Here is a 13,141-nt window from a genome sequence, read left to right on the forward strand (position 1 = left end):
GTCCTGAGCGTTCGACACTCGGGACCTGGAGGTTCGACACTCGGGGCTTGGAGGTTCGACTCACGGGGTGGGGCGGGGGTGGCGGAGGCCGGGGTGGTCGGAGGGCAGGGTGCGGCGGAGGACCCACCAGCTGGCGGCGATGCACGCGACCTGCAGGGGCCAGGTCAGGGCGACGCGCATGACGCCCAGCAGGACGACCTCGCCGGCCAGCCACAGAGCGCCGAAGACGAGGACGCGGAGGAGGTACTGGCCCACCCACGGCCAGGAGGCGTAGCGGTACGCGCGGAGCAGGTCCGGGTCACGTCGCCAGCGGAACTTCTGGCCCGTGACCAGGCCGACCACGACGCCCAGGAGGGGCCACCGCAGCACGATGGACGCGGCCCAGACCAACGCCGACGCGGCGTTCAGGAAGATCTGCAGCAGGAAGAAGTCCTCGGCGCGCCCGGTCTGCAACGCGATGTACGCGGCCAGCACGACCAGGGCGACCGAGGCCAGCAGGGCGCGGGGACGGCCGCCCCGCAGCACCCGCACGACACCGACGACCACGCCCACGGCCACCGCCGACGCGGCGCCGACCGCGACGGAGTGCCCGCCCAGCAACCACCCCACGACGAACGCCGCCGGCGGCAGCGAGGCGTCCAGCGCACCGCCCCGCCCGCCCAGCAGTGCGGCCAGCGACTCCTGACGCGTGTCGGTCATACCTCCAGGGTGCCTTAGGCCAACCTAACCCAGGTAACGGACCCGTCTCGGGGCATTGACCCCCGTGAGGCCCGTCACTAACGTCTCGGCGAAATCGTCTGGAAAGTTAACAGACAGGACCACTCCCCACGGACAGGAGAGGCCATGCGAGCCGGGAGCCCCAGGCTGCTGCGCGAGATCAACGACCGCGCCGCGATCGAGGCGTTGCTCCGCAACGGCCCGCTGACCAGGGCGGAGCTGGAAGGCATCATCGGTCTGTCCAAACCGGCCACCGCGCAGCTCCTGACCCGCCTCGAAGACGAGGGCACGGTGCTGCGCAACGGCCTGCGCGGCGGCGGACGCGGCCCGCGGGCGCAACTGTGGACGGTCAACGGCGCGCTGGCCCACGTCGCCGCCGTCGACCTCACGCCCGACGCGATCGACGTCGCCATCGCCGACATCTCCGGCGCCACGCTCACCGAGCACCGCGCCCCGATGCCGAAGACCGACGTGCTGGAGGCGTTCCGCGGCGCGGTCACCAAGGCCGCGGCCCAGGCCGGCCTCACCACCGACGCCCTGCACCACGTCGTCGTCGGCAGCCCCGGCGCGGTCGACACGGCCACCGGCCGCCTCAACTACGCGCCCCACATGCCGGGCTGGGCGGACAAGGACATCCCCGCGGAGCTGGCCGCCCTCCTCGACACCTCCGTCACGGTCGAGAACGACGTCAACCTGGTCGCGCTGGAGGAGATGGTCGCGGGCCGGGCCGTGGGGGTGAAGGACTTCGTGCTGCTGTGGCCCGCCGACGCGGTGGGCGCGGCCGTCGTCGTCAACGGCGTGCTGCTGCGCGGCGCGACCGGCGGCGCGGGCGAGATCGACGCCATGCGCGTCCCCGACCACGCGCACGCCGACACGGGCACCGACCGCACCGGCAGCCGCTACGGCGACCTGCTCGACAGCCCCGGCATCGCCCGCCTGGCCCGCGCGCACGGCGTGTCCGCCCGCACCGGCCGGGTCGCCGTGGAGAAGGCGCTGAGCGAGGGCACCGCCGGCCGCGAGTTCCTGGTCGACCTGGCCCGCCGCATCGCGACCGGCGTGGCGAACGTCGTCGCCGTGCTCGACCCCGAACTGGTGCTGCTCTCCGGCGACATCGCGCACGCGGGCGGCACGACGCTCGCCGACCTCGTCGCGGCCGAGCTGCGCCGCCTGGTGGTGCCCCGCACCCCCGTCCGACTCGCCCTGGTCACCGGGAAGCCGGTGCGCTCCGGCGCGCTGCACGCGGCGCTCTCGGTCGCCAGGGAACAGGTGTTCGGTCTGCCCGCCGCCACGACCGAGCCCTTCCGCGGTCCGAACCGCCAGGACGCGACCGCTCCGAGCACGTCGACATGAAGGAGAGCACATGCGCAAGCTCCACCGCGCAGCGTTGTTGTGCGTGGCCGCGGCGGTGTCCCTGACCGCTTGCGCGGCGGGCTCCGGCAGGCAGGCCGAGCAGTCGGGACCGGCGGCGGCGCCGGGCAAGGAGGACAGGTTCTCGCTGACCGTCTGGAGCAACTACTCCGGACGTGAGCAGGACGAGGTCACCAAGGCCCTGGAGAGCTTCAAGGCGAAGTTCCCCCACGCCGAGATCGAGCACCAGGGCAGCCAGGACGACGACAAGATCACCGCGGGCATCCGCGGCGGCAACCCGCCGGACGTGGCCCTGTCGTTCACCACCGACAACATCGGCCAGTTCTGCTCCAGCGGCTCGTTCTCCGACCTCAAGCCCTACCTCGCGCGCGACGACGTGGACCTCGGCCAGATCACGGACGCGGTGCGCTCCTACACCGAGTACAAGGGCAACCGCTGCGCGATGCCGCTGCTCAGCGACGTGTACGGGCTGTACTACAACAAGGACATGCTCGCCGAGGCCGGCATCACGTCGCCACCGAGGACGACGGCCGAGCTGCTGGACTTCGCCAAGCGCACCACCAAGAAGGCCGCGGACGGCTCGATCGAGGTCGCGGGCTTCCTGCCGAGCATGCCGTTCTACGCCAACAACCCGCAGATCTGGGCGCCGCACTTCGGCGCGAAGTGGGAGAAGCCGGACGGCGGGTCCGGCCTGGCGTCGCCGGAGTGGGCGGAGATGCTGACGTTCCAGAAGGAGCTGGTGGACTTCTACGGCCACGACGCCCTGGAGCGGTTCCGCGCCGGGCTCGGCCAGCAGTACTCCGCCGACCACGCGTTCCACCAGCGCAAGATCGCCATGATGATCGACGGCGAGTACCGCACGGCGTTCCTCGAGGACCAGGCGCCGGACGTGCGGTTCGGCACCGCGCCGTTCCCGACGAGCAAGCCGGAGCTGTACGGCACCGGGTTCACCGCCGGCACGATCATGGGCATCCCGAAGGGCGCGAAGAACCCCGGCGCGGCCTGGGAGCTGATCAAGCACCTGTCGTTCGACACCCCGACCATCGTCGACCTGGCCAACGGGATCAAGAACATCCCCAGCACGAAGGCCGCGCTGACCGACCCGCGCCTGGAGGTGGACGAGAACTTCAAGACGTTCCTCGACCTGGCCGCTTCGGACAAGCTCCAGGGCAACCCGGTCACGCCCATCGGTGACGCGCACATCAAGGCGATCAGCGACTTCGCCACGTCGTGGCAGTCGGGCGCGGTGCCGGACCTGATGGCGGGGCTGGCCGACGTCGACCGGCAGATCGACGACCGGATCGCGAAGAGCGGCAAGTAGGGATGACGGCCACGCTGGAGCGCGTGGACGTGGCGCGGACCGCCCCGGCCCGGGGGCGGTCCCGCGCCCGCGTCCGCCACCGCCTGACCGTGCTGGCGTTCCTGGCGCCCGCGATCCTCGGGTTCGCGCTGTTCTTCGGCTACCCGCTGGTCGCCACGATCGGGTTCTCGTTCACGAGGTACGACCTGATCAACCCGCCGGAGTGGATCGGCTGGGAGAACTACGCCTACATGTTCTCCGACGAGCTGTTCCGCACCGCCGTCCACAACACGCTGTGGTTCGTGGTCGTGCTGACCGCCGCACGCGTCGTGTTCGCGTTGGGCGTGGCGTCGGTGATCGCCCGGTTGAAGTCGGGCGTGGGGCTGGTGCGCACGTTGTGCTACCTGCCGTCGCTGGCACCGCCGGTGGCCGCCACGCTGGTGTTCTTCCTGGTCCTGCGGCCGAACGAGGGCCCGCTGGACGCGTTCCTCGGGTGGTTCGGCCTCGACGGGCCGCTGTGGTTCGCCGACCCGGTGTGGGCCAAGCCGGGCATCGCCGCGGTGGTGCTGTGGGTGTCCGGCGACCTGATGATCATCATCCTGGCGGCGATCCTGGACGTGCCGCAGGAGCAGTACGAGGCCGCCGAGCTGGACGGCGCCGGACCGGTGCGGCGGTGGTGGCACGTGACGCTGCCGACGATCTCGCCGGTGCTCGTGTTCGGCGTGGTCAACTCCATCATCCTGGCGTTGCAGCTGTTCACGCAGGCCGTGGTGGCGGGGTCGGCGGCCAGCGGGTCGGCGGAGGTGACCGGGGCGACCAAGGTGCTCGGGTACCCGGAGAACTCCACGCTGACGTTCCCGATGTGGCTCTACACGCAGGGCTTCCGGTACTTCGACATGGGCTACGCGGCGGCGATGGCGACGGTGCTGTTCGTGATCTCGTTCGCCGCGACCGCGTTGCTGGTGCAGCGGATGCGCAAGGCCACGCACCAGGAGGAGTCATGACGGCGGCGGTCGGGGCGCGCAAGCCCTTCGCGTGGCGCAGGACGCTCGACTGGGTCGCGGTGCACAGCCTCGGGTTGGCGCTGGGGCTGATGTTCACGCTGCCGGTCGTGTTCGTCCTGCTGACCGCGGTGATGTCGGACAGCCAGGCGTTCACGGCGGACCTGTGGCCCCGCGAGTGGCACTGGGGCAACTTCGTGGAGGTGTTCGACAAGGCGCCGCTGCTGGGGTACCTGGGCAACAGCCTGCTGTACTCGCTGCTGGCGACGGCCGGGATGCTGCTCTCCTCGATCCCGGCCGCGTACGCGCTGGCCAAGCTCAGGTGGCGCGGGCGCAACGTCGTGTTCCTGCTGGTGGTGGGCGCGATGATGCTGCCGCCGCAGGTCGTGGCCGTGCCGCTGTACGACACGTGGTCGAGCCTCGGGCTGACCGGGACGCTGTGGCCGCTGATCGCGCCGTACTTCCTGTTCGACGCGTTCAGCATCTTCCTGCTGCGCCAGTTCATCCTGACCATCCCGCAGTCCTACGTGGACGCGGCCCGGGTGGACGGGTGCGGCGAGTTCCGGGCGCTGGTGCGGGTCGTCGTGCCGATGGCGCGGCCGGGCATCGCGGCGACCGCGCTGTTCTGCTTCCTCTACACGTGGAACGACTACTTCGGACCGCTGCTCTACACCAGTGAGAAGCCGGACCGGTGGACGCTGTCGCTGGCGCTGTCGTCGTTCAAGGGCATGCACCACGTGCAGTGGAACCTGGCGATGGCCGTCACGCTGCTGATCATGGTCCCGGCGGTCGTGCTGTTCGCGTTCGCGCAGCGCTCGTTCGTCAAGGGCATCACATTCACGGGGGTCAAAGGGTGAAGCTCACCGTTGTCGGTGGCGGGTCGACCTACACGCCGGAGCTGGTCGACGGGATCGCGGGGCGGCGGACCAGCCTCGACGTGGACGAGATCGCGCTGGTGGACCCGGACCCGGCCCGGCTGGAGGTCGTGGGCGCGTTCGCGCAGCGGCTGCTGGCGCACGCCGGACACCCGGCCCGGGTCACGACCACGACCGGTCTGGAACGCGGGGTCGACGGCGCGTCGGCCGTGTTGTTGCAGCTCAGGGTGGGCGGTCAGGCGGCACGGGCGTCCGACGAGACGTTCCCGCTGGCGTGCGACTGCGTCGGGCAGGAGACGACCGGCGCGGGCGGGCTGGCCAAGGCGCTGCGGACCGTGCCGGTGGTGCTCGACATCGCCCGGCGGGTGCGGGAGGTCGCGGGCGAGGACGCGTGGATCGTGAACTTCACCAACCCGGTGGGGATCGTGACGCGGGCGCTGCTGGCCGAGGGGCACCGTGCGGTCGGGCTGTGCAACGTGGCGATCACGTTCCAGCGGTGGACGTCGGCGCTGCTCGGGGTGGAGCCGGAGTCGGTCCGGCTGGAGCACGTCGGGCTCAACCACCTCAGCTGGGAGACCGGCGTGTTCGTGGACGGCGTCGACCGCCTGCCCGAGCTGCTGGACCGGCACGGTGACGCGCTGGCCGGGCACATCGGGCTGCCCGCGTCGTTGATGCGGCGGCTCGGGATGGTGCCGTCGTACTACCTGAAGTACTTCTACGACCACGACGAGGTCGTGCGGAAGCAGAAGACCGAACCGCCGCGGGCCGAGGTGGTCGCGGCGGTGGAGAAGGAGCTGCTGGACTTGTACGGGGACGTGGCCGTGGTGACCAAGCCGGCGCAGCTCTCGCAGCGCGGCGGCGCGTACTACTCGGAGGCGGCCGTGCAGCTCGTGCACGCGCTGACCGGTGGCGTGGGCGCGGAGCAGCACGTGGTGAACGTCCGCAACGGCGGCACGCTGCCGTTCCTGCCCGCGGACGCGGTCATCGAGGTGCCGGCGGTGGTGGGCGGCGACGGCGCGACCCCGCTGCCGGTGCCCGCGGTGCCGCCGTCGGTTGCCGGGTTGATCGCGCACGTCACGGGCTACGAGCACCTGGCGCTGGACGCGGCCGTGCGCGGCGGGCGCGACCGGGTCGCGGACGCGCTGCTCGCGCACCCGCTGGTCGGTCAGCACGCGGTGGCCGAGCGGCTGGCCGACGAGCTCGTGGCGCGCAACGCCGACTTCCTGCCGTGGGCGAGGGGCACCGCGTGACCGACCGGGTGCTCGCCATCGACGGCGGGAACAGCAAGACGGCCGTGGCGCTGGTGGACACCGACGGGCGGCTCCTCGCCCGGGTGCGCGGACCGGGGGCGTCACCGCAGAACGTGGGGCTGGCGCGGAGCCTGGAGGTGTTCGACGGGCTGGTGCGGGAGGCCGCGCGGGCGGCGGGGCTGGCGGACGGCGACGCGGTCGCCGTCCACACGGCAGCCTACCTGGCCGGTGCGGACCTGCCGAAGGAGGAAGAGGACCTGCGCGTCGCCATCGAGGCGCGGGGGTGGTCGGCCACGACCGTGGTCGGGAACGACACGTTCGCACTGCTCAGGGCGGGCACGGCGGACGGCATCGGGGTGGCCGTGGTGTGCGGGGCGGGCATCAACTGCGTCGCGGTCGCGCCGGACGGGCGGACGCACCGGTTCCCGGCGCTGGGGCGGATCTCCGGTGACTGGGGCGGCGGCGGGCACATCGGGTCGGAGGCGTTGTGGCACGCGGTGCGGGCCGAGGACGGGCGTGGCGAGCCGACCGCGTTGCTGGACGCGGTGCGCGCGCACTACGGGACGCCGAGCGTGGCCGAGGCGGTGCAGCGGCTGCACTTCGAGGAGGTCGAGTTCGACCCGCACGCCCTGTGCCCGTTGCTGTTCGAGGTCGCGGCAGGTGGTGACGCGGTGGCCCGGTCGGTGGTCGAGCGGCTGGTGGAGGAGGTCGTGGTGCTGGCCCGGGTGTCGTTGACGCGGTTGGGCCTGCTGGACGAGGCGGTGGACGTGGTGCTGGGCGGCGGGGTGCTGACCGGTACCGGCGGGGTGGTGGTCGACGCGGTGGCGGCGCGGTTGGGCGAGGCCGCGCCGGCGGCACGGGTGCGGGTCGTGGACGTGCCGCCCGTGGTGGGGGCGGCGTTGCTGGGGCTGGACGCGGTGGGGGCGTCACCGGGGGCCGAGTCGAGGCTGCGCGCGGCTTACGCGCGTGATCTGAACCTCACCCGGTCGGGGTGAACGCGGGTGAAACGCGCAATGCGGACACCGGCTCGCACCAGCGGGTGACACCTTGGTAACGGCGTTGCCAAGGGGCGGTGGCGTCGGGCCGACTTGGCGTTGCATGCTGTTCTGCGCGGTCGTGGGGGTGACGCACGGAGCGGAGGGGGACCTATGGAGGGATTGGACAGTTTCGTCGCGGTCGGTGACAGCTTCACCGAGGGGATGGACGACCCGGCGCCGAACGGGACGTACGTGGGGTGGGCCGACCGGCTGGCCGCGATGATCTCGGCGGAGCAGCGGGGCTTCCGGTACGCGAACCTCGCGATCCGGGGCAAGATGCTGCAGGAGATCGTGGACGAGCAGGTCCCGCTGGCGGCGGCGTTGAAGCCGAAGCTGGTGACGCTGTGCGGCGGCGGCAACGACATCCTGGTGCCGGGCAGCGACCCGGACGCGGTGGCCGAGGTGTACGAGATCGCGGTGGCCGACCTGCGGGCGGCGGGCTCGGAGGTGCTGATCTTCACCGGGTTCGACCCGAAGCACACGCCGTTGTTGCGGTCGTTGCGCGGGAAGATCGCGATCTACAACAGCCACCTGTGGTCGGTGGCCGAGCGCTACCACTGCAAGGTGGTGGACCTGTGGTCGATGACCGTGCTGCACGACCGGCGCGCGTGGAGCGAGGACCGGTTGCACCTGTCGCCGGAGGGGCATCGGCGGGTGGCGTTGCGGGCGGCCGAGGTGCTCGGGGTCGGGACGAGCGAGGCGTGGAACACCCCTTGGCCGCCGTTGCTGGACGAGGATTGGATGACGCAGCGGCGGCACGACCTGAAGTGGGCGCGGGAGCACGTGGTGCCGTGGATCGCGCGGCAGTTGCGGGGTGAGTCGATGGGTGACGGCCTGGCGCCGAAGCGGCCTGAGCTGCTGCCGGTGTGCGAGTAGCCGGGAGGCTGGGAGGCGGGGCGCCCCTCAGGTCCGGCCACTGTCCGATCCGTTGTAGCCCGGTTGGTGCTCGTGGCGTGGCGGATCTGCGGGTTCGTCGTGCACGTTCCGGGTCCAGTTGGCACGAGGTCGCGTCGATCGTTCGCGTCTGATTTTTCGGCGATCACGCTTTTCGATCTTCGTCGAAAAATCAGGCGCGAGCGGTCGACTTCCCGGCGACCTCGCCCGCGACGCCCGAGGCGGCGCAATTCAACAGAGCTGGCCGGCGCTCTCCCCCGAACGCCGGCCAGCCGGGGTTGGGTGGCTTTCCCCCCTGGTTCCCCCTACCAAGAGCCACCCGTGCGCTGACGCGACTCGGTGATCAGCGCGACTCCAAGTTCCCACGACTTCGCCGGGTCGAGCTAAACAGCGGCTAAACCTCGGTGGTCAAGGCTTCAAGAGCCGTTCGGACCAACATCGAGCGGGGTGAACCCAGGCGTACGAACAACCGAAGTGATTCCGCGAGCTCCGCTTGCGCGGCGACGCGTTCTCCGCGTTTCGCCAGCACGGTGCCGAGCACTTGTCGGCCGAATGCCTCTTCGAACTGCATCGAGCCGCCGCGGGCCAGTTCCACGCCTTGCCGGGCGTGTTCCTCGGCCTCGGTGAGCAGCCCCAGTTCGGCGTAGAGCTCGGCCAGGTTGTTCATCGCTACGGCGTAGGAGCGCTCGTCGCCGTTGCGGTGGTATATCTCCATTGCGAGCAATTGGTGCTGGGCGGCCGTCTCGCGGTGGCCCAGCCGTTGTTCCGCCTGGGCCAGGTTGTTGAGGGCGGTGGCTTCGCCCAGGGCGTCGCCGTCCCTCCGGGCCAGGTCGACGGCTTCCCGGTGGTGGCCCAGGGCTTCGTCCACGCGACCCTCGGCGGTCAGGGCCAGGGCCAGTTGGTTGAGGGTCATCACGAGGTAGCGCGGTTCGCCCAGGTCCAGGGCTGTGCGGTGGGCCAGGCGGGCTTGGTCGAGGGTGCCGCGCAGGGTGCCGGCGCGGTTGTTGATGTCGTGCACGGCGTGCAGCACGAGCATCTCGCCCCGGCGGTCGCCGATGACGCGGGCGGAGGCCAGGCCGAACTCGGCGATGCCGTGCCACTCGCGGCTGACGAGCCTGGTCACGCAGTAGGTGTGGACCAGGCGGACCAGTTGCCAAACCTGTTCGTGCAGGCCGGCTTCCGCGCCCGCGTGCACCAGCGCGATGAGGTTGGGCCACTCCTTGTCGAACCAGGACAGCGCCTGCGCCGAGGTGGCGGGTCGGGGTGCGGTGGCGTCGCCCGGGAAGTCCAGGCCGTCGGACACCGGTCTGACCAGGCGGCGCGCGTGGTCGCAGGCGGCGAGGTAGTGGGCCAGCAGGCGGCGCAGGCCGCACTCCCGGTTCTCGACCACGCCGCGCGCGTAGAGGCGCACCAGGTCGTGCAGGACGAAGCCGCCGCGCCACTGCTCCACCAGCAGGTGGGCGTCGGCCAGGTCGGCCAGGCGGGCGGCGGCGGTGCCCAGGTCGATGCCGCAGACGGCGGCGATGGCGTGTGGGCTGACCCACCGGCCGGGCACGAGGCCGGCGGCGCGGAAGGTCTCGGCCAGGTCCGGTGGGAGGTTGCGGTAGGAGACGGCGAGGGCGCGTTCGACGCCGACGCCGGTGTCGGGCAGGTCGAGGGTGCGCAGGCGGGCGGCGTCGTCGGAGAGCTGGGCGACCAGCGCCTCCACCGTCCACTCGGGACTGAAGACGAGCTTGGCGGCGGCGATCCGCAGGGCCAGGGGCAGGTTGCCGCACAGCTCCACCAACTTGCGGACGGCGGCCGGTTCCTGGTCGGACAGGGGTTTGCCGGCGACCTCGTCGACCAGGCGGGTGGCCTCGTCGTCGGACAGCGTGTCCAGCGTGAGCATGCGCGCCCCGTTGCTGACCACCAGCGACCCGAGGCGCCGCCGGCTGGTCACCAGGACGACCGAGCCGGCTCCGGGCGGCAGCAGCAGGCGGACGTGCTCGGGGTCCCACGCGTCGTCCAGGACGACCAGGACGCGCCGCTTGGCGAGCACCGAGCGGAACAGGCCGACGCGGTCGTCCAGGTCGCGGGGGACGCCGTCGGCGGGCACGCCCAGCGCCACCAGGAACCGGGCCAGGACCTCGGCGGGCTCGACCGGGTCGCGGTCGGGGGCGAAGCCGTTCAGGGAGGCGAACAGCAGGCCGTCCGGGAACTGCTCGGCCCGCCGGTGGCCCCACGTGACGGCCAGCTCGCTCTTGCCGATGCCGGCCGCGCCGTCGACCACGGCGATGGTGGTCGTGGCCAGGTCGCGCGAGTCGCACAGGCGGTCCAACCAGGCCAGCTCCTCGTCGCGGCCGATGAAGCCGCTGGCCGCGGCGGGCAGTTGGGCGGGGACGACGACGCCGGGGCGCGGCGGCACGGGCGCCGGTTCGGCCGGGCGCGGCGAGCTGAGGGCCGGGTCGTCGCGCAGCACCTGCTCGTGCAGCACGCGCAGGCCGGGGCCGGGGTCGATGCCCAGCTCGTCCACGACCCGCCGGTGGAAGCGCTGGTAGGCGTCCAGGGCGTCGGCGCGCTGACCCGACCGGTACAGGGCGCGCATCATGTGCCCGACCAGGCGTTCCCGGAACGGGTACTCGTTGACGAGCTGGCGCAGCTCGCCGACCAGCTCCAGGTGCCGGCCCAGCTCCAGCTCGGCCTCGATGCGCTCCTCGACTGCGGCAAGCCGAAGCTCCTCCAGGTCGGAGGTCACCGGGTCGCCCGGCACGTCGGCCAGCACCGGGCCCCGCCACAGGCCCAGCGACTCGCGCAGGAGCTGCGCCCGGATCGGGGCCGGCTTGCCGCGCGCGCTCGACACGAGCTGCCGGGCCCGGTGGAAGTCCAGCCGCCACGGGTCCACCGACAGCTGGTAGCCGGGCGGCGTGGTGAGGATGCGTGCCGAGCCGGCCGGGTCGGCCTCCTCCAGCATCCGGCGCAGCCGCGACACGTAGCCGTGCACGATGGTCCTGGCCGTGGCGGGCGGTTCGTCGGCCCACAGGCTGTCCACGATCTCGTCGATCGGGACGACCCGGTTGGCCTCCAGCACCAGCATGGCGAGCAGTCCGCGCATCCCCTTGCGGCCGATGACGAGCTGCCGGCCGTCCGCGAGCACCTGCAACGGTCCGAGGACGCCGAACTCCAGGCCGTTCTTGCCCCGGTCAGCCATGCCCCTCCCCCGCCTCGTGCGCTACGGCTCGGTCACTGGATCAGGTGCGGCGGAGGGCCCGTTGGATACCTGTGAGTAGATGTTGCTTGCTCAACTAGTCGTGCTCGCATGACCGGACGGGCGTCCGACGGCTAGGGTTTTGGCCCCGGACGTCCCGGCCGAGTTCTGGGCGAGTGCAGGAGGGCAAGTGCCGCGCGAGCCGATGACCGTGGTCGACCGTGGCTCGGCTTGCCTGCTGGGCGGAGCCCTGGGTGACGCCCTGGGCGCGCCCATCCAGTACCTCGGGTGGGCCGACATCCAGCGCGACCACGGCCCGGAGGGCGTGCTCGCGCCGCCGCGCCCGGCGCTGGTCACCGACGACACGCAGCTCACCCTGTTCACCGCCGACGGCTACCTGCGGGCGTGGGTGCGCGGTCGGACCACCGGCGAGTGGGACCCGGTCGAGGTCGTCTGGCAGAGCTACCGGCGGTGGTTGATCACCCAGCAGGTCGCCGCGCCCGAGCCCGACGCCGTCGGGCTCGTCGGCGACGAGCGGCTGTACTCCAGCCGGTCGCCGGGCCTGACGTGCCTGCGCGCCCTGGCCGCCGACACCCCGCCGACGCCCGAGGAACCGCACAACGAGTCGTCCGGCTGCAACGGCGTCACGCGGACCGCGCCCGCGGGCTTCGCGCCGAGCGCCGAGATCGCCTACGACCTGGGTTGCCGGTTCGCCGCACTGACCCATGGCGGCACCGGCGGCTGGGTGTCCGGCGGGGCGTTCGCCCTGCTCATCCACCTGCTGGCGGTGCGCGGGCGGCCGATCCGGGAGGCCGTGGACCAGGTCATCGGGCGGGTGCTGCGCGACGACCCGTACACGGCGAACACGCTCAACCGGGCCGTCGTCTTCGCCGACGAGCACCGGGCGCTGGGCTTCGACTCGGTCCGGGTCGACCGGCTGGGCAGCGGCTGGACGGGCCCGGAGGCGCTGGCCATCGCCGTGCACACGGTGCTGGTGTACCCGAAGCGGGCGCAGTTCGTGGACGCCCTGCGCGCGGCGGCGAACCACTCGGGCGGCAGCGACGCCACGGCGGCGTTGACGGGCAACGTCCTGGGCGCGATGCACGGCACCTCGGCACTGCCCCGCGACTGGCTGGCGGGCCTGGAACTGGTGGACCTGCTCACCGAGCTGGGCGCCGACCTGGGCCGCTCGGTCACCGGGCAGGACTTCGACTTCGGCCGGTACTCCTGAGGAGAAGTGAAGCCGGCCTCGGCACGCACGTTCCCGAAAGCGTGCGACCGAGGCCGGCTCTCCACGCGGTCTGCGCAGGGACACGCCCCGAGCGCGGAACCCGGCTGACCTGGCCGTGGAGCGGGAAAACCCGTGGCGGAACCGTAGCAGAGAGCATGTGAGTCATCACACCCGGCCCACCCCTTTGTCCTAACGGGACGTGGAGCGCGCTGCGCGAGCTGTCGGGAACCTGTCGACTCGCTGTCGACCGGACCATCGCCCGGCTCGGCGCGCGGGGCTGCCGC

At 72.1% G+C, this 13,141-nt stretch carries 10 protein-coding genes; 8 read left to right on the forward strand and 2 right to left on the reverse strand.

From position 1 onward, the window contains the following. Positions 1–60: 60 nt before the first annotated feature. Positions 61–699 carry a DUF3159 domain-containing protein gene (locus tag FHX81_RS19165; protein ID WP_141979470.1) on the reverse strand — a complete coding sequence of 213 codons (639 nt, stop codon included), beginning with the start codon at positions 697–699 and terminating at the stop codon, positions 61–63. A gap of 144 nt (positions 700–843) precedes the next feature. Between FHX81_RS19165 and FHX81_RS19170 the strand changes: the two genes are divergently transcribed. From FHX81_RS19170 to FHX81_RS19200, 7 genes are all read left to right on the forward strand, one after another. After that, positions 844–2,067 (forward strand): ROK family transcriptional regulator, encoded by a 1,224-nt coding sequence (locus FHX81_RS19170; RefSeq protein ID WP_141979471.1) that lies wholly within the window; start codon positions 844–846, stop codon positions 2,065–2,067. Positions 2,068–2,077: 10 nt separating this feature from the next. Next, positions 2,078–3,406, forward strand: coding sequence for an extracellular solute-binding protein (locus tag FHX81_RS19175; protein WP_141979472.1), 1,329 nt, complete (start codon positions 2,078–2,080; stop codon positions 3,404–3,406). A gap of 2 nt (positions 3,407–3,408) precedes the next feature. After that, the gene (locus FHX81_RS19180) at positions 3,409–4,389 is read left to right on the forward strand and encodes a carbohydrate ABC transporter permease (protein WP_141979473.1); all 981 of its coding nucleotides are present in this window, start codon (positions 3,409–3,411) and stop codon (positions 4,387–4,389) included. Next, positions 4,386–5,243, forward strand: a complete 858-nt coding sequence (locus FHX81_RS19185; protein WP_141979474.1) for a carbohydrate ABC transporter permease — start codon at positions 4,386–4,388, stop codon at positions 5,241–5,243. The genes FHX81_RS19180 and FHX81_RS19185 overlap by 4 nt, the downstream gene beginning before the upstream one ends. Continuing rightward, the gene (locus FHX81_RS19190) at positions 5,240–6,511 is read left to right on the forward strand and encodes a 6-phospho-beta-glucosidase (RefSeq protein ID WP_141979475.1); all 1,272 of its coding nucleotides are present in this window, start codon (positions 5,240–5,242) and stop codon (positions 6,509–6,511) included. The genes FHX81_RS19185 and FHX81_RS19190 overlap by 4 nt, the downstream gene beginning before the upstream one ends. Further along, positions 6,508–7,506 (forward strand): N-acetylglucosamine kinase, encoded by a 999-nt coding sequence (locus FHX81_RS19195; RefSeq protein ID WP_141979476.1) that lies wholly within the window; start codon positions 6,508–6,510, stop codon positions 7,504–7,506. The genes FHX81_RS19190 and FHX81_RS19195 overlap by 4 nt, the downstream gene beginning before the upstream one ends. 153 nt (positions 7,507–7,659) lie before the next feature. Then, positions 7,660–8,424, forward strand: a complete 765-nt coding sequence (locus FHX81_RS19200) for an SGNH/GDSL hydrolase family protein (RefSeq protein WP_141979477.1) — start codon at positions 7,660–7,662, stop codon at positions 8,422–8,424. A 412-nt stretch (positions 8,425–8,836) separates the two neighbouring features. On the opposite strand, the gene FHX81_RS19205 is transcribed toward FHX81_RS19200, so the two are convergent. Continuing rightward, positions 8,837–11,629 carry an AfsR/SARP family transcriptional regulator gene (locus FHX81_RS19205; protein ID WP_141979478.1) on the reverse strand — a complete coding sequence of 931 codons (2,793 nt, stop codon included), beginning with the start codon at positions 11,627–11,629 and terminating at the stop codon, positions 8,837–8,839. 187 nt (positions 11,630–11,816) lie between these two features. On the opposite strand from FHX81_RS19205, the gene FHX81_RS19210 reads away from it, so the two are divergent. Further along, complete coding sequence (locus tag FHX81_RS19210) at positions 11,817–12,857, forward strand: ADP-ribosylglycohydrolase family protein (RefSeq protein ID WP_141979479.1); 1,041 nt, start codon at positions 11,817–11,819, stop codon at positions 12,855–12,857. Positions 12,858–13,141: the final 284 nt, after the last annotated feature.

It is taken from the genome of Saccharothrix saharensis, assembly GCF_006716745.1.
Classification (GTDB): domain Bacteria; phylum Actinomycetota; class Actinomycetes; order Mycobacteriales; family Pseudonocardiaceae; genus Actinosynnema; species Actinosynnema saharense.